The sequence below is a fragment of the Halobacterium sp. NMX12-1 genome (genome assembly GCF_040435975.1).
GTDB classification, from domain to species: domain Archaea; phylum Halobacteriota; class Halobacteria; order Halobacteriales; family Halobacteriaceae; genus Halobacterium; species Halobacterium hubeiense.
In genome coordinates, this window is record NZ_CP159204.1 from 866,229 (window position 1) to 889,147 (window position 22,919).

At 61.2% G+C, this 22,919-nt stretch carries 16 protein-coding genes; 11 read left to right on the forward strand and 5 right to left on the reverse strand.

Annotation, left to right across the window (positions count from 1 at the left end):
- Positions 1-4: 4 nt before the first annotated feature.
- Positions 5-2,320 carry an STT3 domain-containing protein gene (locus tag ABSL23_RS06030; protein ID WP_353635067.1) on the reverse strand — a complete coding sequence of 772 codons (2,316 nt, stop codon included), beginning with the start codon at positions 2,318-2,320 and terminating at the stop codon, positions 5-7.
- A 157-nt stretch (positions 2,321-2,477) separates the two neighbouring features.
- The gene (locus tag ABSL23_RS06035) at positions 2,478-2,819 is read right to left on the reverse strand and encodes a hypothetical protein (protein ID WP_353635068.1); all 342 of its coding nucleotides are present in this window, start codon (positions 2,817-2,819) and stop codon (positions 2,478-2,480) included.
- Between the two features lie 370 nt (positions 2,820-3,189).
- Here ABSL23_RS06035 and csg point away from each other — a divergent pair, with 370 nt between their 5' ends.
- The 6 genes from csg to ABSL23_RS06065 all read left to right on the forward strand — a co-directional run bounded on the left by csg (position 3,190) and on the right by ABSL23_RS06065 (position 12,335).
- Complete coding sequence (csg, locus tag ABSL23_RS06040; protein WP_353635069.1) at positions 3,190-5,601, forward strand: HVO_2072 family ArtA-dependent S-layer glycoprotein; 2,412 nt, start codon at positions 3,190-3,192, stop codon at positions 5,599-5,601.
- A 475-nt stretch (positions 5,602-6,076) separates the two neighbouring features.
- Positions 6,077-7,249 (forward strand): hypothetical protein, encoded by a 1,173-nt coding sequence (locus ABSL23_RS06045; RefSeq protein WP_353635070.1) that lies wholly within the window; start codon positions 6,077-6,079, stop codon positions 7,247-7,249.
- Entirely contained in the window at positions 7,246-7,911 is a 666-nt protein-coding gene (locus tag ABSL23_RS06050; RefSeq protein WP_089649789.1) for an ABC transporter ATP-binding protein, read from the forward strand. Before ABSL23_RS06045 ends, ABSL23_RS06050 begins: the two co-directional genes overlap by 4 nt.
- Positions 7,912-7,940: 29 nt before the next feature.
- Entirely contained in the window at positions 7,941-9,053 is a 1,113-nt protein-coding gene (locus ABSL23_RS06055) for an ABC transporter permease (protein WP_353635359.1), read from the forward strand.
- A 723-nt stretch (positions 9,054-9,776) separates the two neighbouring features.
- Positions 9,777-11,411, forward strand: coding sequence for a hypothetical protein (locus ABSL23_RS06060; RefSeq protein ID WP_353635071.1), 1,635 nt, complete (start codon positions 9,777-9,779; stop codon positions 11,409-11,411).
- 249 nt (positions 11,412-11,660) lie between these two features.
- Positions 11,661-12,335 (forward strand): hypothetical protein, encoded by a 675-nt coding sequence (locus ABSL23_RS06065; RefSeq protein WP_353635072.1) that lies wholly within the window; start codon positions 11,661-11,663, stop codon positions 12,333-12,335.
- A gap of 95 nt (positions 12,336-12,430) precedes the next feature.
- On the opposite strand, the gene ABSL23_RS06070 is transcribed toward ABSL23_RS06065, so the two are convergent.
- Positions 12,431-13,525: a tubulin/FtsZ family protein gene (locus ABSL23_RS06070; RefSeq protein ID WP_353635073.1), complete on the reverse strand. Its 1,095-nt coding sequence runs from the start codon at positions 13,523-13,525 to the stop codon at positions 12,431-12,433.
- 138 nt (positions 13,526-13,663) lie between these two features.
- Here ABSL23_RS06070 and ABSL23_RS06075 point away from each other — a divergent pair, with 138 nt between their 5' ends.
- The 3 genes from ABSL23_RS06075 to ABSL23_RS06085 all read left to right on the forward strand — a co-directional run bounded on the left by ABSL23_RS06075 (position 13,664) and on the right by ABSL23_RS06085 (position 17,182).
- Positions 13,664-14,536 carry a CARDB domain-containing protein gene (locus tag ABSL23_RS06075; RefSeq protein ID WP_353635074.1) on the forward strand — a complete coding sequence of 291 codons (873 nt, stop codon included), beginning with the start codon at positions 13,664-13,666 and terminating at the stop codon, positions 14,534-14,536.
- A gap of 74 nt (positions 14,537-14,610) precedes the next feature.
- Complete coding sequence (locus tag ABSL23_RS06080) at positions 14,611-15,891, forward strand: transposase (RefSeq protein ID WP_353635075.1); 1,281 nt, start codon at positions 14,611-14,613, stop codon at positions 15,889-15,891.
- 529 nt (positions 15,892-16,420) lie between these two features.
- On the forward strand, positions 16,421-17,182 hold the full coding sequence (locus ABSL23_RS06085) for a helix-turn-helix domain-containing protein (protein ID WP_353635076.1): 762 nt from the start codon (positions 16,421-16,423) through the stop codon (positions 17,180-17,182).
- Positions 17,183-17,472: 290 nt separating this feature from the next.
- Here ABSL23_RS06085 and ABSL23_RS06090 read toward each other — a convergent pair whose 3' ends face one another.
- Both ABSL23_RS06090 and ABSL23_RS06095 read right to left on the reverse strand, forming a co-directional pair.
- Positions 17,473-17,643, reverse strand: coding sequence for an HVO_0758 family zinc finger protein (locus tag ABSL23_RS06090; RefSeq protein ID WP_306298089.1), 171 nt, complete (start codon positions 17,641-17,643; stop codon positions 17,473-17,475).
- Positions 17,644-17,793: 150 nt separating this feature from the next.
- Positions 17,794-18,417 carry a TetR/AcrR family transcriptional regulator gene (locus ABSL23_RS06095; RefSeq protein ID WP_353635077.1) on the reverse strand — a complete coding sequence of 208 codons (624 nt, stop codon included), beginning with the start codon at positions 18,415-18,417 and terminating at the stop codon, positions 17,794-17,796.
- A gap of 421 nt (positions 18,418-18,838) precedes the next feature.
- Here ABSL23_RS06095 and ABSL23_RS06100 point away from each other — a divergent pair, with 421 nt between their 5' ends.
- The gene (locus tag ABSL23_RS06100; protein WP_353635078.1) at positions 18,839-20,494 is read left to right on the forward strand and encodes a COG1361 S-layer family protein; all 1,656 of its coding nucleotides are present in this window, start codon (positions 18,839-18,841) and stop codon (positions 20,492-20,494) included.
- Between the two features lie 27 nt (positions 20,495-20,521).
- On the forward strand, positions 20,522-22,774 hold the full coding sequence (locus tag ABSL23_RS06105) for an RND family transporter (protein WP_059055403.1): 2,253 nt from the start codon (positions 20,522-20,524) through the stop codon (positions 22,772-22,774).
- Positions 22,775-22,919: the final 145 nt, after the last annotated feature.

A 22,919-nucleotide genomic window follows, 5' to 3' on the forward strand; every position in this document is an offset into this window, starting at 1 on the left:
CGTCTCACGCTGTCGCGGTCACTCGCGTCCCGTTCCGGACCGCGCTCTCGGAGACGTCGACCGTCGACCCCGCCACGTCGTACTCGCCAGCGTACGGCACGCGAATCGCGTACGAGCCGTTCGCCGCTGCCGTCGTCGTTCGCTCGTACGTGAACGGCTTCCCGGAGACCGTGCCCTCGTGCGTGACGGTCACGGTCGCGTTCGCGGTAGTTGTTCCGACGATGGTCGCCCCGGGGACGAGCGTGTAGACGGTCTTCGAGGACCCGCGCCAGACCGCGCGGTAGTGGCCGGTTTCGCTACCCCAATCCGCGAGCCGCGTGGCCAGTATCTCGGTCGCGTTCTCGCTCGCGAAGTCGTCGTCAGCCACGACGAACGCTGCCCGGCCGCGCAGCCGCTCGTACCACGTCGACGCGTTCGTCGACGCGAGGAACGACTCGTAGTTCGACCGGGCGTACCCGTAGCTTCGGGAGTCACCGGAGACGAACGCGTTGTAGAGGCGGTTCTGGCTCCACGTGCTGAACACGTACTCTTGGTCGCTCGTCCAGTCAGGCGATTCGACGCGCTCTTCCATCCACGCGGCCGCCCGGTAGGTGTCTTCGCTTGGGACGATTGTGTTCGTGCGAGCCGGCGTCATCATGATGCCGAGACCACCCACGAGGAGGAACGCGAACCCCAGCGAGAGGAGCGTGCGGCGCTCAGGGACCGCGAACGACCGCACGCTCGGTGTCTGCTCTCGCGGGTCGCGGGCCGCGAACACCTCTGGCGGGTCCGTGATGTCGACGACGTCGAGGAAGTAGACGAACGCGAACCCCGCGAACACGGCGACGAACAGCGCGAGCTCCCCGGTGAACCGAACCTGCGTAACTGCGAGGACGAACAGCACGAGCCCGTAGGACGCCGTCAACAGCCACCGCGCCCGGTCGAGCCCGTAGGAGAACGCCCATGCGCCAGCGGGAAGCGCGAACAGGAGCGCCGTCCCGTAGAAGAAGATGGGGCCAACGAACAATCCGTAGTCGCTGCTGAACAGCGACTTCGTCTCGACGATATCGCTGCCGGACATGCCGACGAGCCGCCGCCCCTCCTCCGCGAGTTCGGCGCCAAAGGACGGCTCGACCGTGACGACGACGCCGAGCGTGAGCACGCCGCTGGCGACTGCGAGTGCTGATGCGGTCCACGCTGGCCAGTCGAGGCGCCGCGTAAGCGCCGCTGTGCCGACGGCAAACGCCATTGCGATCGCGGCGAGTACGGGCGGGACGACGATGTTCGTGGACTGCCAGCCGAGCACCACGTGGCCAGCGACGGCAAGTAGTCCACCCGCGCCGACACCGGCAACGAGCAACGCGTCGGCGTGTAGGGGTTCGTCCGAGCGAGCGAGTGTCCCGCTCCGGACGACGGCGTACGCGACGAACGGCACGAACAACAGCGGGGCGGCGTTCCACGAGTGCGCTTGGGCCGCGATGCCGACCGCGAGGACGGCCGCCCACGAGAGCCGCGACCGCCACCCGGACGTTGATGCGTGCGGGCCGCGTGCGGGGAGTGTGCGAACAGCGGCGAGCGCGACGACCGCAAGCCAGAGGAAATCGAGCGCGTGGTGGTCCGCGAACCCGAGTGCGGTCCGGTAACCGTGGACGGGCAACACCGCAAGCACGAGCACCGACGTGAGGCCGACGCGGCGGTCCCGGGAGAGCGTCACTGCGAGCGCGTAACAGAGGATTCCAGTTCCGAGTGCGACCACGACGGGATACCACGCGAGCACGCGTTCGGCCGCGTGCGAACTTCCACCAAGGGCGCGTGCAGCAGCCGTAAGCAGTGCGACGAGCAGCGGCTCCCCTGTCGTGATGCTCGCCGGCACGTCGAGGGCGCCGGCGCCGGCGTCCAGCATCGAGAGAACGAGATACCGGTAGTAGTAGGGGTCGTTGCCGAGCAGGACGACGTGTTCGCCGCGGAACACGCGCGGGTAGACGAAGACGCGGAACGCGACGACGACGAGCAAACAGGCTGTGATCGCCGCCAGTACGTGCCGGGGAACGTCCGGTCGCGATATGTGGGCCCGGAACCGGCCTGCGGTGTCGTCGTCTGTGGGTTCGACGTCCCCGAGCGCCACGCGGACGGCGTGCCGGTCCGCGAGCCGGTACCCAGCGCCCGTCTCAACGACGATGCCGCGAGCAACGAGTTCGCCAAACGTCCCCGACCCGAGTGGGATGTCGTCGAACGTCCACTCCTCCTGTTTGTGGTCGATCTCGACGAGTGTCCGAAGCGCATCGGCCAGCTCGGAGTCGTCGTCGAGGAGGGCCGCGGTCTCCTCGCGGACGTCGGTCATTACCTAGACGAACGCTAGTCCGCGGGCTAATGTGTTTCGACTGTGTGCAGCGTCTATCGGCGACGCAAGCCGAGTGCTTTGAGGGCTGCCTACTGGCTTCACGTCTCCCTGTCTTGTCGGCGGCCTGCGCTCGTATTCGGCCCGCTCTGTAGTTAGCTCAGGGAGAAAGTAGGTTCGTGCCGCCGTCGTCGGTCGGCGGAGCGCGGTCGGCGTCGTCTAGCTGGTCGTCGAGGGCTGCCGGGTCGACGGCCGTGGTTACGGCGTCGAGGACGTGCTCGCGGCGCCGGACGGCTGCTGCATCCGCATCGTAGAACCGGACGTACTCCGCGCGCGTGTGTTCGTGCAACCCATGCTTAATCGCGAAGTACCCCTCCGGGACGTGGTCGCCACAGATCTCACACTCGTGGCTCGCGTGGTCGGTGACCTGGTGTGCCAGCAACGCCTCAACAGTGTCAAACACGATCCCGCAGTCAACGATTCCACACTCCCACGCAGACATGGCCTAGCCTACCGTGATACCGCAGGTTAAAGCTTTGCTTGGTCGGCTCTCCAGGCTCGTTGCCTCTTCTTTGGTCCTTGATTGTATTCCCGGTGGCAGGCGATCAGTTCTGGCGCCTGCCGTCGGTGTGTCTCTTGCGTTTCGCTGCGACATCGGGCGCAATCTGTTCCACACGCAACTCCGTGGTAATTTGTATCATGGTGGCTTGTCGCGGCCGATACAGACAGAAAGCATTTACCAACGGATGCTCATAGTTGCTGGTACCCCTACCCGAACGGCGGCTGTGAAAACCCTCGATTCACCGTTTCGGCGGAATCAGGTGGAAGCAGACGTCAGGTTTGACTGACCGAATCAGTCACAAACGATAATAATGACAGACACAACGAATAAGCTTCGCGCGGTCTTCCTGACTGCGCTGATGATCGGCTCCGTATTCGCAGCCGGCATCGCGTTCACAGGAGCTGCCGCGGCTGACGAAGTAGCTAACGAACGTGGACCTGGCAGTAGCTGGGACACGGCAGAAGGTGAAGGTTCCGTTGGTAGCGGGGCGACCGTCTACCAAGGTGAAGACGACATCGACTTTGTTGACTCGGACGGCGACGATGTTACGCCCGCTGAGCTTCAGCGGACTGGTGGTGCCAGCGAAGGCGAAGTCCTCCAGATGCCGATTCCTGAGGACGCAGCCACCGGCACCTACGCCGTCGGCGGCAACGCCACTGACGCGTTCAACGTGACGGTGCAGACGCCGCGCGTGTCGATGCTGGAAGTCCGGAACGGCGGAGGCAACGACGTGAGCGGCGGTCTGCTCACCACCGGCGAATCCGACGCCACCGTCAAGGCTGACTACAACTACAACAACTCCGAAGACCTCGAGCTCACCGTCGAAGACGAAGGCGGCCTCGATGTCACTGACGAAATCCTCGACGACGAGCAAAACGCCACTGTGAACGGTGACAGTGTGACGTTCGACATCAACCCGGATCAGGTTGACGCCGGCGAGTACACGTTCACCGTCGAAGGCATCGACGACCTCGACTACGGTGAGGCTACGGAGACCGTCTCCGTGACGATCTCCTCGTCGCAGACGGCCTCGCTCAGCCTCGCCTCCGAGGAAGTTGTGCAGGGTGAAAACGTCCAGTACACCGTCGAAAACAGTCCGGAAGGCAACGTCCACGCCGTCACCATCGAAGACGGTGACTTCCGCGACAACATTGACGACGCTAACGTCGAGAAGATCTTCCGTAACGTCGGCGACACGCTCAACACGGGCACCGTCGACGGTGACGCCTACGCAGTCGTCGAGATTGACGACGGGAACGGCGTCGGGTCCATCGAGACGCAGTACCTCGATGACTCCTCGATCGACCTGAACCTCTACCCCGCAAACACGTCTGACACCGACTACATCCGCGGGAACAACACGGTCAACGAGTCCGCGCTTGGCGAGCTCACCACGGACGACGACCAGTCGTTCGACGTGACCGAGGGTGAGGTTTCCCTGGACAGCCCGAGCGGCGCCTACGTTGTCGGCTCGGAAGTCGACATCAACGGCACGGCTAGCGAGGGCACTGACGACGTTGCGCTCTACGCCCGCGACAACAACGACTTCGAACTCGTTGAAGTCGACGACTCGAAGTCGATTGAAGTTGACAGCGACGACACCTTCGAAGAGGAAGGCGTTGTCCTCTCCGGTGACAACGACGGCAACAACATTCTGTCGCTGCCCGGCACCTACCGGCTCGGCGTCATCGACGTGCAGGACGCAAACACGTCCGGCGGATCGCCGAACGCGTCGCTGACGACCTCCGAGTTCAACGGCGGGGTCAGCAGCACGGTTTCGATTCGCGTGACCGACACGGAGCTCAACGGTTCGTTCGCGACCTACAACGGCCAGGTCGCCAGCGAGGACGAGAGCGTTGACGTGTCGGGGACTGCACCCGGGAAGAACGAGCTGACGGTTGCGTTCGTTGACTCCCGCGGGAACGTCAACGCACAAGATATCTCCGTCGACAACGACGGGACCTTCGACGCGGAAGACCTCACGCTGGATAACATGAGCGAAGGCGGCACGGTCTCCGCACACATCATCTCCTCCGGCCGTGACGACACCTTCGGTGAAGGTGACGTGGCCGACGACGCGGATGAGTTCGCGTCCGAGATCATCGGCTACGGCAGCGGTGCCAGTAGCGGTGAGCAGGTTCGCGAGCAGATTCTGGCGAACTCGGTTGACGACACGGCCAGCGACGACCTGATCGTCACCGAAGAGTTCCGGTACGTGTCCGGGCTGACCACGATCGAATCGGTCAGTGGCGTTGAGGCTGGTGGCACGCTGACGGTTGAAGGTGTCACCAACCGGATGCCCGACGACAACACGATCACGGTTGAACTCCTCGACAGTGAGGGCGACTCCGTGATGGTGACCAGCACGGACAACTGGGACACGAACGGCCAGTGGTCCGTTGACATGGATCTGGCAGACGTTGAGCCTGGCGAGTACACGGTTGAGTCCGACGACGGTGACAGTACGGACCGTCAGGACATCGAAATCGTCGAAGAAGTCGAAGAGACGACCCAGGAGCCGACCACTACCGAGGAGCCGACCACGCAGGAGCCGACGACCACCGAGGAGTCGACGACTGCAGCGCCGACGACCACCGAGGAGTCGGCCGGCACCACGGAAGACACTAGTGGCGAATCCGGTAGCGGCATTCCCGGCTTCGGCATGGGCATCGCGCTCGTTGCCGTGCTCGGCGCCGCGCTGCTGGCGCTCCGCCAGAACTAACGAATCACGACCTGACCGCCCGTAAGGCGGTCTCCCGACTCAACGCGGATTCTTTCTTTTGCGCGCTACGCCCCGTAGCGACGGCGCTATCGCCACGACTGTCGGAGAGGTATTTGCCACGCATACTGACCGACTGCTCCACAGCCCCGCTGTATCGCCACCAACACGCCCAGTGTCGATCAAGCTGTCTCACCTCTGGCGTCCACTGCTCCCCACGCCAGAACTCACGGCTATCCACGGCGAGTGAGCCGCTCGTGGATACATCAACCGAACTGGCGGCAGTCAACCGCCGGTAGCGGCCGCCACGTAGATCTCGGACTGCTCGACGACACCCTCCTTTCGGGTGGCAAAAAGCTAACCCGTTGCCACGCATATAGCCTGACACGACCGCCCAACCCTAACACATGGCCCACCACACCGCAACGCCGACGACCTGCAGCATCCACCCGGTCGCACGCCACCTAACCGGAGACAAATGAGCGCAGTCACTCGCTCTGCAGCGACGATTGTGGCCGCGCTCGTCGTGCTCTCGCTGGTGGCCGCAGCACCCGTCGCCGCTCAAACGGCGGATGAGACTGCCTCCGTCACCATCGGCGAAATCGACGTCGAGCCAGCCAACCCCACGACCGACTCGCGAACTATCCTCACGCCCACGATTACGAACTCCGAGACGGCGACCGGGAACGCGAAACTCACCGAGGTGAGCATTCGCAGCGGCTCGGTCCTCAACACCGCGGACAACCTCGGCCGGCTCGGCGCCGGGGATTCGACCGAAGTGCCGCTCGCTCACACCTTCGACACGCCCGGCGAGCGTCGCATCACCGTCTCCGCGCGTGGCACCAACCCCGACGGCAGCGTCTTCGTCGTCCAGAAAGCCGTCTATCTCACTGTCGACGACCGCTCGACGGACGTCGACATCTCCGCGCGCGCCCAATCCGTGAACGGCTCGACGGGCGTCGCCGCGACGCTCACGCAGTACGGCACCGTCCCCGTCGAATCCGGCGAGATCCAGCTCCGATCGCAGGGAGAGACCGTCGACCGCGCCCCTCTCTCGAACGTCTCCGGCAGCCAATCACAGACCGTCACGTTCGACGGCGACACCATCCCCGCGGGCGAACTCACCGTCCGCGCCCAGTACACGCTCATCGACGAATACCAGAGCCGAAGCACGGCGACGACGCTCCAATACAACCCACAGCGTGCCGCCGACATGGCGCTGACCGCCATCGAAACCACCGCCCGAGGAACGACGTACACGATCAGCGGTGATGCGTCGAACCTCGGCGGCGCCGACGCCAACGCCGTGCTCATCGACGTCGCCGCGGCTGAGGGGCTCTCCGCGAACGGCGGTTACTTCGTCGGCACCGTCGAAACCAGCGAGTTCGCTACCTTCGACCTCACCGTCACCGCCGACTCCCCAGTTGAGACGGTGCCCGTCCGCGTCAACTACTCGGCCGACGGCGAGCAGTTCTCCGAAACCGTCACCGTCGACGTGAGCGACACGAATGCGGGCCTAACTGTCGACAGCGATCCCCGCCCACAGTCCGGCAGCTCGCCACTCGGCGGCCTCCCGGTGACCGCACTCGCGGTCGGCGTCCTCGTCCTCGTCGGCATTGGAATCGTTGCCTACCGCTGGCGTCGCTCATGAGCATCATCGAACTCGACGACGTGGTGAAACGCTACGAGAGCGGTGCCGAGACCGTCGAAGCGCTAAAAGGCGTGGATTTCCACGCCGACCGTGGCGAGATGGTCACGATCGTCGGCCCCTCCGGCTCCGGCAAGAGCACCATGCTCAACATGATCGGGCTGCTCGACTCCCCAACCGAAGGGACCGTCTCCCTCGACGGCCGGAACGTAACCGACCTCACGGAAGACGAGCGCACCGAAGAGCGCCGCTCCAAGCTCGGCTTCGTCTTCCAGTCATTCCACCTGCTGCCGATGCTGACCGCCGTCGAGAACGTCGAACTTCCCTCGATGTGGGACACCACCGTCGACCGCCACGACCGCGCCATCGACCTCCTTGAGCGGGTCGGCCTTGGCGACCGCCTCCAACACACCCCCAAACAGCTCTCGGGCGGCCAGCAACAGCGCGTCGCCATCGCCCGCGCGCTCATCAACAAACCCGATATTTTGCTGGCAGACGAACCAACCGGGAATCTCGACCAGGCGACTGGCGGCACGATTCTCGAGGAGATGCAGCGACTCAAAGACGAGGAGAACATCGCTGTCGTCTCGATCACTCACGACGAACAGCTCGAACAGTTCTCCGACCGCGTCGTCCGCCTCGTCGACGGGGTGGTCCGCTCGTGAGCATCCTCGCCCGATTCCCCAGCGTGTTGATGGCGTGGCGGAATCTCGGCCGCAACCGCGTCCGCACTGCACTCGCGGCACTCGGCATCGTCATCGGCGTGATGTCGATCGCGTCGCTGGGCATGGCCGGCGTCGCCATCAACCAGCAGGCAACCGCCCAGCTCGGCACTATCGCCAACGAGGTGACAATCACGCCCGGCGAAGACAACCCCGACGACGGCGTCACACAGGAACAACTCGAGGAGATCGAGGCGCTCGTCACGGACGCAGCCGTTGTCGAGCAGAAAACCAACAATACGGACGTTTCCGCCCGTGGCCAAGACGCCCGCGTCAGCGTTACGGGCGTCACCGAAGCCAACGAGCTCTACACCGTCTCGGCTGGTGAGGCGCCACCGCGACTGCAGTCCGGAGCGTTACTCTCGAATACGACGGCCCAGGAACTCGGGCTTGAACTCGGTGACCCGGTCGAATACGACGGCCAACTCTACCGTATTCGGGGATTACTCGAGTCCGAGAACAGCTTCGGGGCGGGCGGCGGTGGCGAGCTGGTGTTGCCGCTGTCAGCGCTCTCGGAGCAAGACCACTATGATTCGGTGACCATTATCACCGCGGGGAGCGACGACACGGCGGCGATCGCTGACCGGATCGACGCCGCGTTCAACAGCTACGGCCGCACCGAGGACGTGCAGTTGAGCATCTTCACCAGCGCCGACATCCAGAGCGGCATCAGCGGGTTCATGAACACCCTCGAGTTGGCGCTGCTCGGAATTGGGTCGATCTCGCTCATTGTCGCTAGCGTCGCCATCCTGAACGTCATGCTGATGAGTACGGTCGAACGCCGCGGCGAAATCGGCGTGCTGCGCGCCGTCGGCATCCGGCGCGGTGAGGTACTGCGCATGATTCTCACGGAGGCGGCGTTCCTCGGGACGCTTGGCGGCCTGGTCGGCGCGCTCGCGTCGCTGGCGATCGGCTTTCTCATGTTCGGCGCGCTCACGGGCGACCCGATGGGCGTTCTGGCATGGGCCAGCGCTCGCTATCTCGTCTACGGGTTCGCGTTTGCGGTCGGCGCGAGCGTCCTGAGCGGGCTGTATCCCGCGTGGAAGGCCGCAAACGAATCACCCGTTGAGGCCCTCCGTGGTTGATTTGGGTCCGTCAGCCACGGCGTTTCCACGATGGGCTTGCACTTCGAGGGTGACCCATCGCCGGTAGTTCTTCCGCATCGGACTCGGGCCGTTTCGGTGACGAGAGCGGTTCTGCCTGCTACTCTTGGGCTGGCGTCTGCCTGGATGGCCGCTCGAATCCAAACACTTAGAACGCGAGCGCCGCTACACTCTGTTGCCCCGCCTGCCCGACGACCGGCCGTGTGTCCTGTGATTGACCTGTCGCGCCCACGCGGCCTCCGGGTGGGCGGTGGCTCCCATCACCAGGCTGATGGGTGTTCGCCTTCCATCCCCAGCAGGCGCCGCCTGGTGTGCCCCTACGCTGCGGGCGAACACCTATCGCTACGCTCCGGGACAGCCGTGCCGCTTCGATCCGGTGTCTGCCGACCGAGGCCACGGCTGTCGCTGGCCAGACTGACGGTGCGTCCGTGTGCGTCGTCGCAGACAACTCAACGTATCCTTTGCCGTCCGGCCGGCAACCACCGGCTTCGCTCACGCGGCAGCGATACGCTTCGCTACAGCTTCGACGAAGTCGATATTGTCGCTGGCCGCATCGATGCACACATAGCGAGCGGGAGGGGTGGGAGGATGTCAAATGTTGCGAGCAACACTCCACTGGCTAGCTCTGTAGTGGTTTCTGCGTGCCTGGTGTCTTCGCCAACAAAAACATAGTTTCAATGTGCAGTAGCCTCAACTAGGCCGCTAATGAACCGCTCCCGTCGCTTCGGCGCGCTCTTCGTCAGTCTTCTCTGCGTCGCTGCCATCGCAGTCCCAGCCGTCAGCGCGTCCATTTCGGAGCCGGAGACTGTCGCTGACCCGGCCGCCGACGACACACACAGCTACAGCCAGCAGGCAGCCGCTCCGAACATCTCAGTCACGGTCGGGGACACACTCCTCCCTGCCGGCGAGACGATCACTACGACGAACGACCCGGCGCTAACCCTGGCTATCGCCGCTGACGCAACGATCGAGATCATCTCCGTCCGTGTCGACGACGAAACCCGCCGTTCGTACGTCCCCAATTCGAGCACGTTCTCCGAGACGACGACGCTCGACCTTGACGCTGGAACCCACCACCTCTCGGTCGTTGTTCGGACAACCGAGGGAACGACCACGTATGACGCGACCGTCATCGAGGACTCGGGGGCCCCACTGATGACATTCGAATCACCGATCTCAGCTGGATTCGTCGGGCCGAATGGAACATACGAGCAACTTAACGACACGTACACACTGAACAAATCAAGCGTCGAGCTTCGGGGGCGCATCCACGACCAGTCGAACGTCGAGCAGGTCATCATCGAACACGAGTACCGCTATCAGTACGGCAACGAACCCCGGGACACGGACACCCAAATTGAGATCACGGAGCCCAATCAGACGATCTCACGCACCCTTCGCCTTGGGCCGACACAACCCAATGTCGGTAGCGGCGTGAACACTCTCAACATCGAGCTCCGCGACGAGTTCGGTCACATTCGCGACTACGAGACCACGCTTCGCGTCGAGGACTCGGACCCCCCGAACATCAGCGTCCTCGAACAGTATCCTGTCGCGACGCGTTCGGCCGTCCGCATTGACGCAGAGGCAACTGACCGCGTCGGGCTGGCATCCGTCGGCCTCCGCATCGGCCCGGCCAACGGATCGGGCCAGGAGTATCTCTACACCGAGCGCCAGCCGACCAACCAGGCAATCAGCAAAGTCATCTCCCCGACTGTCGACGTCTTCGATGGGACACGCAACATCACACTCCTTGCGACCGACCAGGCTGGCCAGACGACAACCCGCCAACTCTCGGTCAACTACACGGAGCTCGTCACGCCCAAAATCCAGTTCAACCGCTCGCTGTCCGGCTCAGTCGACGAGCGCACAGTCCAGGCCGCCGGCACGGTTTCTGACGGCCAGATTACTCGCGTCCGGGTTGAAACACTCACCCCGGACGGGGAGACGATCGATATTAACTCCGTCTACAGCGGCGGTGTCACTGAAAACCTCACCTTCAGAGAGCGCCTCGACGCCGAGAGCTACCCCGCTGCGGTCCGCGTCCGTGTTCTCGACGTGACGGGCACCGAACACACCCGGCGGCTCGAGCTGTCCCAGTCTGAACCCGCTGACCCTCTGACTCGCCCCACCGAACAGTCCACCGACCGTAGCACGGATTCGCCGAGCGGTACCACGCTGGGGGCAGTCGAATCTGGTGACCCGATCCAGCCGAGCAGCTCAAACCAGTCTTCGTTGCTTGGCGGCCTGCTCTCGTTCCTCGGTCAGCATGCGCTCGCTATCGGGGGGCTCACCGCAGTCGGCATCGGCGGCGCAGTCTATCAACAACGCCGCGGCTAACGAGGTCGTTGGTAGCGCGCTCGCTCTCATCCACGTGGAGCCACACCCGCCAGTTCCCGACGTGACATCGGCCACCACAGCAACAGCCACGGCACGTGGCCGCACGCTTCTCGGGCGAGACACTCTACTAGGTAGTCACGAGGCAACGCTCCGGATCGCCGCCTAGCCGCAAGTACAAGCCCTTTTCTCCCCGGCGCCTCGACTGCACGTATGCGTCGTCGTCCACTCCTTACTGTCGCAGTACTTGGTATGTTACTGCTCGCCGGTTGCGCCGGCCTGGGTAACTCACCCGCAACGACATCCGAGTATCCTGAAACCGTGTCTATCACGGATGACCGGATTGACCGCCACGCGGCTGCGTTGAACAACACGAGCTTCACTACTGTCGTTGCGACCACACAGGCTGGCGAGACTTCCTCTCGCATCGAATATCGGGTCGACCCCGGCGCCCAGCGGTATCTCCAGCATTCGATGAACTCGTTCGCCAACACGACCGTGTACACGGACGAAACCCGGACCCAACAGCGCTTCCAGTACGGCAATCAAACGCGTGTTTCACAGTCCGATCAGGCTGTCAACGTCACGTCCGCACGGCGCGGCGTGCAACCGATCGCCACGTACGTGTCGCCAAATGCTACGTTCGAACGCAACGGAACCCACACGTTTGACAGCGATGAGGTGATGGCGTATGAGACCGCGGGCACCGACGCACTTCGGCACTCGTTCCGTAACTCGACGGGTGCAAACACCACGGTTACGGCCTTTTCGGGTACCGTTGCCGTTGACGACCGTGGCCGGATTCGTCAGTTCACTGGCGAATTCGAGTACACGCAGGGCGAACAGACGATGCAAACGACGCTCACTGCGACCGTTCGCCAGCTCAACGACACCGATATCGAAGAACCCGACTGGATAGCAGACTAACCCCGTTGACATCCGCCCCGTCCGAAAGGGCGGGAGTTTCGCCTCGTATCTCCGTCATCGTGGGGAGTTGGCCTCGCCGTCGCCGGTGGGTTGTTTCACTGACCGGTGGTTCGCAGGGCTTCGATCCGTGGTGCGTCCCGGACCCCTGCGAACACCACGAGGACGCCCAGGCTATCGCTGTCCGGCAGCGGATTGTCGCCTGTGCGGAGCTGCACCGACCCGATCTCCTCGGCTAGCCAGCTTTGTCCGTCCGAGATCGCTGACTGGTGCAACCATGCCGGTGGGCCGGCGACGATTAGCAACGCGCTTGCTGCTCCATCCAGCGGACAGTCGAAGGTTAAGCGTCCCCGCGTCGCCCGTCGGAGCGTGGTTTCGACGCCCTTGATCGCTGTAATCTCGTCGACGGTCCCGTCAGCCGCCCCGACGAGTCCACGAATGCGGTCGAGCATCGACTCTAGGCCGGACTGTTGCTCGCTCTGCAGGCGCTGCTCGGCGTACCCGATCGTCGCTAATCCGCCTTCGTTCAGCGTGGCGATGATCTCGCTGGCATCGACGACGCGCTGACCCACAGTATCGGCGGCTGTAACTTCACCCGCGCTGAAGAGCGCGCCGAGTCGCTCCACAAGCACCTGATTTAGCTCTCCAGCGACAGCTGTGATGTCGTCGTCCGGATCGAGCCACACGTCGTTGTCAAAGACGATCTGTGCGTCGACCGCGCTGTCGACTGCTTGGAGCGCCCGCGCCGGGTTCTTATCGGGAATCGCCTCATGGGACGCAGGGAGGATGGTGACCGCATAGATGGGGTGGTCGTACAGCTCCTGAAGTGCACCTGCGAGTTTGGCGGTGACGCCAGCGCCGGTGCCACCGCCAAGCGATGCAATGAGCACGGTCGCGGCGGCCTCGGAACTGACGGCGTCTTCGGCGGCGCGTCGGCTTTCGAGACGGTCGGCTTCGAATGCCACTGTAGCGCGCTCTGGATCGCCGTCCGCCCCGCTCCCGCCGGTTTTGACTTGCCCGAACAGATGCCGTGCGCTCTCGGGGACGGTATTGAGGTTGGCGAGAGCCGCTTGATCGGTGTCTAAGGCACATACACCGTCGAGATACGACACGTCTCGCGAGTCGTCATCTTCGAGGAGGGCGTCGACGATGCGTCCGCCTGCACCGCCGACACCAATGGCTGCGACGCGCATAGATGGTGTTTCGCGCGAGCGCGTAAACAGTTGACTCCTGGTGTGGCTGCTCGCCGTCGCCGCGTGCTGTCAGCCACCACATGATTAGGCTGGCCTAAAACAAAGCGCTTATACCGTTTTAGGTTGGCCTAAATAGTGATGTTGGACATCAGCATTCCATCGTCACGAACGGGATCCGCGGTGATCGTGGTCGCACTTCTCTGCCTCTCGTTGGCCGTCGGTACGGGAGCTGCTACCGGGGGCTCGGACCTCTTCGTCACGATCTCGGATACGACCGTTTCCGATGACGACCCCGAGACCGGCGACACGATTACGATCACGCCGACGATCCGTCACTCGAGCGCGAGCGAGGGCGGCTTTCGAATCACGGAAGTAGTGGTAACCGCGTCGACTGGTGAGACGTTCTCGAGCGTCGACAACCTCGGCACGATCGGGGCTGGCGAGTCGATCGACGTACCGCTTCGGGCGACGTTCGATACGGCTGGCGAAAAACACCTGACGATCACCGTTCGTGGTGTGCAAACGAACTCCAGCGGTGCCGTCGAAGTGATCGACACCATCGACTACCCGGTTTACGTCAGCGTTTCCGAGCCGACGAGCGACGACCCAGAGCCGGCACCCCAACTCGACATCGACGCCGATACTGCCGTCGCTAACACAGCCGTCCCGGTCAACGTCACTGTTTCGAACGGTGGCGACTCTGACCTCTCGGATCTGTCTGTCCGGCTGAACGCTGTTAACGAATCTCTTGACACGGAGACGCGCTTGAAGCCGACCCTTGCAGCTGGGAACCTGACAACGTTCTCCTTCGAAATCCAGCCAGCTGCGGCCGGTAACCTCACACTCCGTGCAGTCCTCGACGCCGAGGCAGAGACTGTCGAGACTACGCGTTCGATCCCCGTCCGGGAACTCCGCTCCGAGCTCGCCGTGGATGCGACAGTTCTTACGGAAGTGAGAGGAGAAAGCCCCGCCCTTCAGGGCGGGGATGAATCCGACACTACCTTTCACTAACCACGTTCGAGAGCAGGGCCGGATATTCCACGCCAATCCACACTATTAACTAATCTTATCGACATAGGTTACGTATGGCGAAACAGGTCGTCACCCGAACCTACACTGCTTCCATACGGAACCAGCAACAGGTGTCCGACGACCTTGATTCGCTCGGGTTCGCAGCCTCGAAACTCTGGAACGTCGGACGGTGGGTCTGTGACAGAGTGTGGTCTGAGATAGGCCACATTCCCAGTCACACCGAACTCACCTCGTACCTCAAGTCGCACGAACGCTACGATGACCTGCATTCTCAGTCAAGTCAGCGAGTCCTTCAAGAACTCGCTGAGGCGTTCAACGGCTGGTACGGTAAACGACGCAACGGAGACACGAGAGCGAATCCGCCGAAGTACCGCAAGCACGGCGACGACCACCCACGAAGTACGGTCACGTTCAAACAGAAAGGCTTCAAGCTCGACACCCAGTACAACCGCGTCCGACTCAGTAAAGGGTCGAACCTGAAAGAATACTGGTCCGACTTCGTCCTCTGCGAGTACCAGATCCGTCCCGACGTTGACCTCTCCACCGTGGAGAACGTTCAACAAGTCAGATCCGTTTGGACTGGTGACGAGTGGGAACTGCACTTCGTCTGCAAGGTCGAAGTCGAAGTGAGCGAATCGCCCGGCGAGAAGACAGTGGGTGTTGACCTCGGCATCAACAACTTCGCCGCACTCGCCTACGAAGACGGTCACAGCGAACTGTATCCGCTGAACTGCCTGAAGCAGGATGACTACTACTTCAGCAAGCGACTCGCTCAGTGTGACGATTCGGATTCCGAGCAGGCTACGCGACTGAACGAGAAGAAGTCGGCTCGCCGTACCCACTACTTCCACACTCTTTCAAAACACATCGTCCAGCGGTGTGTTGACGAGGGTGTTGGAACGATTGCCGTGGGTGATCTCTCCGGTGTCCGTGAGGATGAGGAGAACGGCGAGTCGAAGAACTGGGGCAAGCACGGCAACCTTGACCTGCACTCGTGGGCATTCGACCGTTTCACCGACCTCCTCGAATACAAGGCCGAGATGGAAGGCATCTCGGTTGAAGAAGTATCTGAGCGGGATACGTCGAAGTCGTGTTCGTGCTGTGGTCGGAAGCGTGACGCAAACCGTGTTGAGCGTGGGCTGTACGTCTGCGATTCGTGTGATACGGTGGCGAACGCGGACGTGAACGGTGCTGAGAACATTCGACAGAACGTATCTCCGAGTCCCGTCACGGATGGCGGTGATAGGAGTAACGGCTGGTTGGCACAGCCATCGACGTTCCTGTTTGACAAAGAAACTGGTGCGTTCGCACCTCAAGAACAGGCTACGTCGTAAACCATAATATCCCAACGCGGTCGGGAATCCTCGCCCTTCAGGGCGGGGAGGATGTCAAGCAAAACGACTCCCGCTACCTGCAATACCGCGTCACTAATCTGGGGAATGCACCCGCACACGACGTCACGATCGTCGGCCAAGCAGGTGAGACACAGCTCCCAGCTGCCGGTCTCGGTACTGTCGGCGCTGCCACGTCCCAGACCGCCCTCGTTCCGGCTGACGTTCCGCCAAACACGCCGGTCACGCTTCAGAGTAGCTACACGACCGGCGGCGAAACGAACCAGCACAGCCGCACCATCGACGACGTATCGACTGTGAACGCGCCATCCGCAGCCGACGGCGGCGTTCAGGCAGCACAACAGATTCCGCTCGTCGGCGGTATCGCCGGCGGTTTCTCCGGTCCACTCGTCGGGTTCGCCCTCGTTAGTGCCTGCGCTGGCTGGATCGGCTATCGCCGCTTCCGAACCACGGACTGATTGCGAGCGTCTGTGAACCACGACTTTTAGCAGTGTGGTTCCTAGATGTCGTTATGGACGACACCGCCCTGACGGAGACGCTCAAGGAGTTGGGATTATCGACGTACGCCGCGGAGACCTTCGTCGGGTTACAGCGGGTTGGCCCTGCAACGGCCAGCGACATCGCCGCCGTTACTGACGTCCCACGTTCGCAGGTGTACGGGGCAACCGATGAGCTAGCACAGCTTGGCTTGGTGAACGTGCAATCCGCGAACCCCAAAGAGTTCCGGGCTGTTTCCCCGAGTACAGCCGGTGAACTGCTACGCTCTCGGATTGCTCGACAGACGACGGAGATGGTGAACCAACTGGAAGCGATCCGGGCGGCAGATGCTCGGCCTGAACAGGGGGAATCGGATTCAATCTGGCGGGTGCAAGGACTGCAGAACACCAATCAGAAGGCTATTGACTTCCTCGAATCCGCGGACAGCCGGGTTCAGTACTACGTCACTGCTGCTGCGTTTCTCCCGAGCGCCGCTGTTGACGCTCTTGAGGCGACCGCCACAGACGGCTGCACCGTCTCCGTATTTGCACCGGCTGATACTGCCGTTGCTGAGCGTCGACCGGGACTGGCCGCGGACACGATCGGTTTCGAGCACATCGATCCTCCGGCCGCGTTTGCGGACAACTGCACCCGGCTTCTGGTCGTCGATGACAGCGCAGTCCTGATCGGGGTTACAACGCCACAGGCCCCTCGCGAGGAGGTGTGCTTCTGGAGTGCCGGCGAACAGATCGCCCCGCCACTTGCAGCGGCTTTTCGCGCCGTGCTGCGTCAGTAGTGGGCCATCGCACACATGGGGGCGGCTGGCGCTAACCGCGGGATCGATCACACCCATCACGAGTTGAGTCTGTAGCGGGCCCTCTCCCGGTGCGTGAGCATACCGCGACCGGGGCTGGTCTCGGCCGGAGAAGTCCCCCGTCGGTGACGTCAATGTCTCATCGGCTGCCCGAACACGCGTACTGTCGGCCCCTTGGATGGGGGCGAGCAGCCGTCTAGGTGTCCGAACGGCGGCCTGAACTCCCTGTCTCCAGTCTGACCGGGCGAGCGGTTAGGTAAAGGACGCCGTGATCAGGGGAGCTGTCGCCACTTCGTTCCGCACTCCGGGCAGGCTCGGACTGTGCCAACCTCGTCGGGCTCGTTCTTCGTGACCAACTGTTCCTCGCAGTCCACACATTCCAAGCGCTCGTACATGTCTTTCGAAATTTCACCCTCGCGAAGGGCCCGTCGAACGGAATCCATACATCCGACTCCGCGCTCGCGGGGAAAAACTCTGCTGGTCATTTTTGCGGTAGCGAGGAAACCCCGCCGCTTGCGGTGGGGAGGAATCGCAGTGGTACCAGTGCGGAAGCTCCTCTCGTCATCGGTGGCGGATGTCAATCTGCCGGCGACTCAGTTCACCAGAACCGTCTCTAGATAGGCGTGGATCGCCTCGCGGACCGGTTCCACGTCTGCGTTCGTCGTAACTCGGCGTGAGAAAATACCGATCAAAAGCGTTGAGACAACCGCCGCCACGCGTTCCGCATCGACATCAGCGAACTGGCCACTGTCGATCCCCGCTTGAATGACGTCCGCAATGTGGTCCTGCTGGAGACGCGTAATCTCCGTAATCTTCTCTCGGTAGGCGTCATCGTGGGTTGCCCGTGCCCGAATCTGAATGAACACTCGGAGTGTCTCCTCCGATGGTGGCGAGAATCCTGCTAGCTCTCCCTCCATCTGTCGCCCAAATGCGACTTGATCGATGAAGCACTGTAGTTGCTGAAGAGAGTCACCATCTTCCTGTTGAACCATTCGGTATTTCATTTCCTCGATGACGTAATCAACGAGTGCGAGCAGGAGACTGTCTTTATCTGAATAGTGGTGGTAGACAGACGCTTTTTGGAGTCCCACTTCGTCGGCGATACGGCTCATTGACAGACCACTGTAGCCGTGTTCTTGGAGAACAAGAAAGGCTGCTCGGAGGATCTCCTCACGAGTGTCTTCGGGGGGTCCTTCGAAAGGGCTATCTATATCCATAGTTGAATTCTGCGCTACGTAATCTTTGAACTTGCGGGTCTTGGCAGGTAAACCGGAACAATAATTTGCGCTTCGAACTGTTCACTGTTTAGTAATGTCGGTGAGGGCTGGCTTGAGGTGTTGATTTCGATGTCTATACTATTTAATACAGTGAACAGGTCTGTGTCACCTCACTCAGGGCGTGCTTGACTAAACAGCTGAAAGATCATTTAGTTGCGGCCAAGAAAGGAAAGATTGAATACCTGCTGACCGTTCGGTAGGCACAAGTTGAGGAGCAAGAGAGGGCGTCCCGAGAAGTATGTACTGGGGATGAGCGTGCCCATACGTCATGGGTCATGCTATCGACAGATAGTGTGATATGTGACTTAAATTGAACGCTCATCAATCAAAAAATAACACACCGAAATACGCTAGTAACTAGATGATTGACAAACCGCACGCTCAGAAATACGTTTCCGGAATAACCGTTACCGCTCTCGCACTAATGGTCGTGCTTACGGCAGTCCCGATGCCAGTACAGGCCGCCGAAAGCACAGTTACTGGGAAACCAGATATTAGTGTCTCATCACCGAACGGGCCGGTTGAAGCTAGTTCTACACAAACGCTCACAGTTACGCTCTCAAATACGGGGACGATCCTTCAGGGTGGTCAAGCCAGCTATGAACAAGAAGTACAGACTGCTGAGGGGCTGCAAGTTCAGGTTTTAGAAGACCGGATTAGTGAACCAATCAATGTAAATACCGGTACACATACTGTTAGTAGTCTCCCAAGCGGGACCGCTGCCCGGTCACAGTTCCAACTTGAACTCGGCCAAGTGGAGCCTGGTACGTACCGGATTCCTATCGAAGTATCGTACGAACACACGCGCTCCGTTTCGTATGGTCCATATCAGGAGACGTTCCGAAAGACGAGCGAAGAAAACGACATCCGGTATATTGAGCTGACAGTCGAAGAGAAACCACAGTTCAAACTCGTCGCTGAAGGTGAGAACAACGTCTTCGGCGGTGATACTGGCCAGCTTGCATTCACCGTGAAAAACACGGGGACGCAAACCGCCACTGATGCGTCCGTACAGCTGCGCAGTCAATCGCCGGCACTCTATTTCGGGTCCCAATCCAGCCCGCAGTCCTCGACGAGCCTCTACATCCCGTCGATTGCACCCGGCGAAACCAGAAATCTCTCCGCTCAAGTTGGCGCCGAAGCGAACACTGAAGCTGGTCACTACCCCATTGAGACGACACTTGCGTACACCAACGAGAACGGCGTGACCGAGCAATCTGATACGTTAACAACCGGGGTCTTAGTTCAGCCTGAGCGCCGCTTTGCACTGACAAACATCCAAACGGAACGCTTCCGCGTGGATGAATCCGAGGCAACGATTCAAGCCGAGGTCGTTAACACCGGCACTGGCAACGCAAATAATGTTGCTGTTCGCCTTACCTCGCTGCCAGGTATCACTGCAACTAACGGGGAGGCCGCGGTGGGGGACCTCGCGCCGGGTGAATCAAAACCGGTGTCGTTCACCGTGTCAATTCCCGAGTCGGCAGAACCAGGCACGAACTCCTTCCCGTTCGCTGTCGAATACGAGAACCCTGATGGTGACCTCCGAACGACAACGTCTCCGATTCGGAAAGCACTCGAAATTGGTGCCGAACAGAATCCGTTCAAGGTCGTCAACGTCAGCACCGATGTGTCCCCCGGTGGGAGTGACACGGTTGCTGTTCGAGTGCAATATCAGGGAGATGAGCCGGTGACGGCGACGAATGCAAAACTGTTCGTCAGTGACCCACTATCGACCTCTGACGACGGCGCGTATCTCGGTTCCATGGAACCCGGTGAGACGAAGGTGGCAACGTTTACAGCGAGTGCTGGCTCCGATGCGCTCGTCAAAGACTACGACGCGTCAGTCGAGATTCGATACGACGAACAGGATGGGGATACGAAGTACACTGACGGTCTCCCGATCGGCGTCGCGATCTCTCCGGCTTCAGGCGGGCTACCGGTGCCGCTCCCGGTGATCGGCGCCATCGTTGTTGTGGTTCTCGGAGCCGGCTACCTCCTGTATCGGCGCCGTTAATCGCCCCACTAATCGACTAACTAATCTATGGCTAAGTTACGTGGCATATTCGCCTCGATCGGTGATCGAATCCAGGCCCGCCCAGTAGCGACACTTCTGATTGCGGCGTTGTTAATTCTCGTCGCAGTCGGTGGCGCCGCACAGATCACGAGTGTCACTGGGGATGCAGCCTTCGTTGGCAGTGACCCCACGTACGAGGCGTTCTCTGAATCGTTCGACCGTGGCACAATTGCGGTCCTAGTCCGGGGTGATATCACTGAGCCGTCGACAATCGAGGCGATCGACAGATATGACCGGCAAATGGCGAAGACCGACGATGTCTACATGGTCCAGAGTCCGGCCGATCAAATCCGTGCGGAATACGGCCGGATTCCGGAATCGCAGGCAAAAATCGAAGCCGTCATCGGTTCTCCCGACTACACGACAGTCCAGATCGTCACTGACACTGGCCTGTCACAACAAGCGGAACGCCCAATTTACTCGAAAGCAGTCAGTACCAGCGAATGGGCGCGGTTCCCCGCCAGTGCAACGGTGACAGTCACCGGGAGCGCAGCGTTCTCTGCGCAGCTCTCGACGCTCATCCAGCAGAGCACCCAGCAGTTACTCGGCCTGGCAGTCGGGCTGATGATTCTCGCCCTGTTCTTCCTCTTTCGTGGTGTACGATTACGCTTGTTGCCGATCGTCGCCGTCTTCACGGGTGTCATTTATACCTTCGGGGCGATCGGCTATGGTGGCATTCCGAACTCGACGATGACGAGTGCGGTGTTCCCGATTCTCATCGGTTTGGGAATCGACTATTCCGTGCAGTTCCACGAACGGTATGAGGAGGAACTGGAAACGTATCCGCCCAGAACCGCGCTTCCGAAGGCGCTCGGCGGGGTTGGGCCACCAGTCCTGATTGCGATGCTCGCCGCGGCACTTGGATTCGGCGCAACCTGGGTGTCCGCGACTTCCCCGGCGATTATTTGGTTTGCTCAGACTTCGATTCTAGGTGTCCTGCTAACGTTTCTCGCAGGAATTCTCGTCCTGCTGTCGGGACTTACCCTCTACGTTCGCTGGAAAGCTGACCCGGCCGAAACGCAGCCCGATGGTGGTGAGAGTGCAGAGCCGGCCCAAGATGGTGATGCAGACATCGGGTTTGTCGGACGGACGCTTGGCCGCGGCTCACGTGTACTTGCGACCCACCCCGTTGCCGTGCTACTGCTCGCGCTCGTCCTGACGGGCGTCGGCTTCCAGATCGGAGGGTCACTAGACACGATGGCTGACACTGAAGAGTTCATCCCGCAAGATCTCCCCGCATACGTTGACCTCCAGCAGTTCCGGGCTGAGACTGGTGGTGGCGGCTCCACCAGCTACGACGTGCTCGTTACGGGGTCGGAGTTGAAGCATCCGGAGACGTTGCGGTGGATGACTGACCTAGAACACGTTGCAACACAGGCGCCACTGATAGAGGGTGTCGATACTCCGGCAACGCTGGTGAAACAGTACAATGGTGGCGAGATCCCCCAGACGGAGGCTGGCGTCAGCCGCGTGCTCGAACAGATTCCCGAACAGCAGCGCCAGCAGTATTACAACGATGGCCGAGCACATATTACGATCGTGTCGCCACAGGATATGACCACCGCTGAAGTGTTGTCGTTCCTGGAGAACGCACGCGGCTCAATCTCGTACAGTTCTCCACCACCGGGAGTTACTGCAGAGCTTACCGGAACAGCCGCGATCTCTACGCCCGCGATCATGGAGCAGATCGAGTCACGAAACACCACCACAGGGTTGGGTGTGCTCTTTGTGTTCGCACTCCTCTTGCTGTACTACCGTGATCTCGTGAAAGCAGTTGCCCCACTCGTGCCAATGGTGTTCGTGATCGGGTGGCAGAACATCTATATGTTCGCGCTTGATCTACCGGTCTCTCCACTCGGAGCAAGCCTCGGAGCTATGACCGTCGGGATCGGCGCTGAGTACACGATCATCGTGATGGAGCGTTATTATGAGGAAAAACGGCGGGACGGCGTGAGCCGACTTGATGCTGTCCAAGTGGCCGCCGGCCGCGTCGGGAAAGCAATCAGTGTCTCCGGGATGACCACGGTTTTCGGCTTTTCCGCGCTCATTCTCTCTCCATTCCCGGTTCTCAGTAGCTTCGGCTTCCTCACTGTCGGCGTGATCTTCCTCACGCTGATCGCGTCGCTCGCAACGCTCCCGCCAACCCTGATCGTCTTAGATACAGTCGCTGAGCGAGTGACCACATATTGGGGGACTAGTGCAGAACACACCGGAACTTAATCTGTCTCGTTCGTCTCTTTTCCTGTTTCGAGCCGAGTTACTGTGTTGCCACTGTTGTACCCGACACCAGTAACTTGATAACCAAGCATACGGTTGTGACTAAATAGTCAGTCAGCTACGAGCGGGTTTGTGTACGCCCATAACT

Bases quoted from the DNA above. Each gene is read 5' to 3' on its own strand.
- ABSL23_RS06030 (WP_353635067.1), bottom strand. From the start codon at position 2,320: ATGACCGACGTCCGCGAGGAGACCGCGGCCCTCCTCGACGACGACTCC.
- ABSL23_RS06035 (WP_353635068.1), bottom strand. From the start codon at position 2,819: ATGTCTGCGTGGGAGTGTGGAATCGTTGACTGCGGGATCGTGTTTGAC.
- csg (WP_353635069.1), top strand. From the start codon at position 3,190: ATGACAGACACAACGAATAAGCTTCGCGCGGTCTTCCTGACTGCGCTG.
- ABSL23_RS06045 (WP_353635070.1), top strand. From the start codon at position 6,077: ATGAGCGCAGTCACTCGCTCTGCAGCGACGATTGTGGCCGCGCTCGTC.
- ABSL23_RS06050 (WP_089649789.1), top strand. From the start codon at position 7,246: ATGAGCATCATCGAACTCGACGACGTGGTGAAACGCTACGAGAGCGGT.
- ABSL23_RS06055 (WP_353635359.1), top strand. From the start codon at position 7,941: ATGGCGTGGCGGAATCTCGGCCGCAACCGCGTCCGCACTGCACTCGCG.
- ABSL23_RS06060 (WP_353635071.1), top strand. From the start codon at position 9,777: ATGAACCGCTCCCGTCGCTTCGGCGCGCTCTTCGTCAGTCTTCTCTGC.
- ABSL23_RS06065 (WP_353635072.1), top strand. From the start codon at position 11,661: ATGTTACTGCTCGCCGGTTGCGCCGGCCTGGGTAACTCACCCGCAACG.
- ABSL23_RS06070 (WP_353635073.1), bottom strand. From the start codon at position 13,525: ATGCGCGTCGCAGCCATTGGTGTCGGCGGTGCAGGCGGACGCATCGTC.
- ABSL23_RS06075 (WP_353635074.1), top strand. From the start codon at position 13,664: ATGTTGGACATCAGCATTCCATCGTCACGAACGGGATCCGCGGTGATC.
- ABSL23_RS06080 (WP_353635075.1), top strand. From the start codon at position 14,611: ATGGCGAAACAGGTCGTCACCCGAACCTACACTGCTTCCATACGGAAC.
- ABSL23_RS06085 (WP_353635076.1), top strand. From the start codon at position 16,421: ATGGACGACACCGCCCTGACGGAGACGCTCAAGGAGTTGGGATTATCG.
- ABSL23_RS06090 (WP_306298089.1), bottom strand. From the start codon at position 17,643: ATGGATTCCGTTCGACGGGCCCTTCGCGAGGGTGAAATTTCGAAAGAC.
- ABSL23_RS06095 (WP_353635077.1), bottom strand. From the start codon at position 18,417: ATGGATATAGATAGCCCTTTCGAAGGACCCCCCGAAGACACTCGTGAG.
- ABSL23_RS06100 (WP_353635078.1), top strand. From the start codon at position 18,839: ATGATTGACAAACCGCACGCTCAGAAATACGTTTCCGGAATAACCGTT.
- ABSL23_RS06105 (WP_059055403.1), top strand. From the start codon at position 20,522: ATGGCTAAGTTACGTGGCATATTCGCCTCGATCGGTGATCGAATCCAG.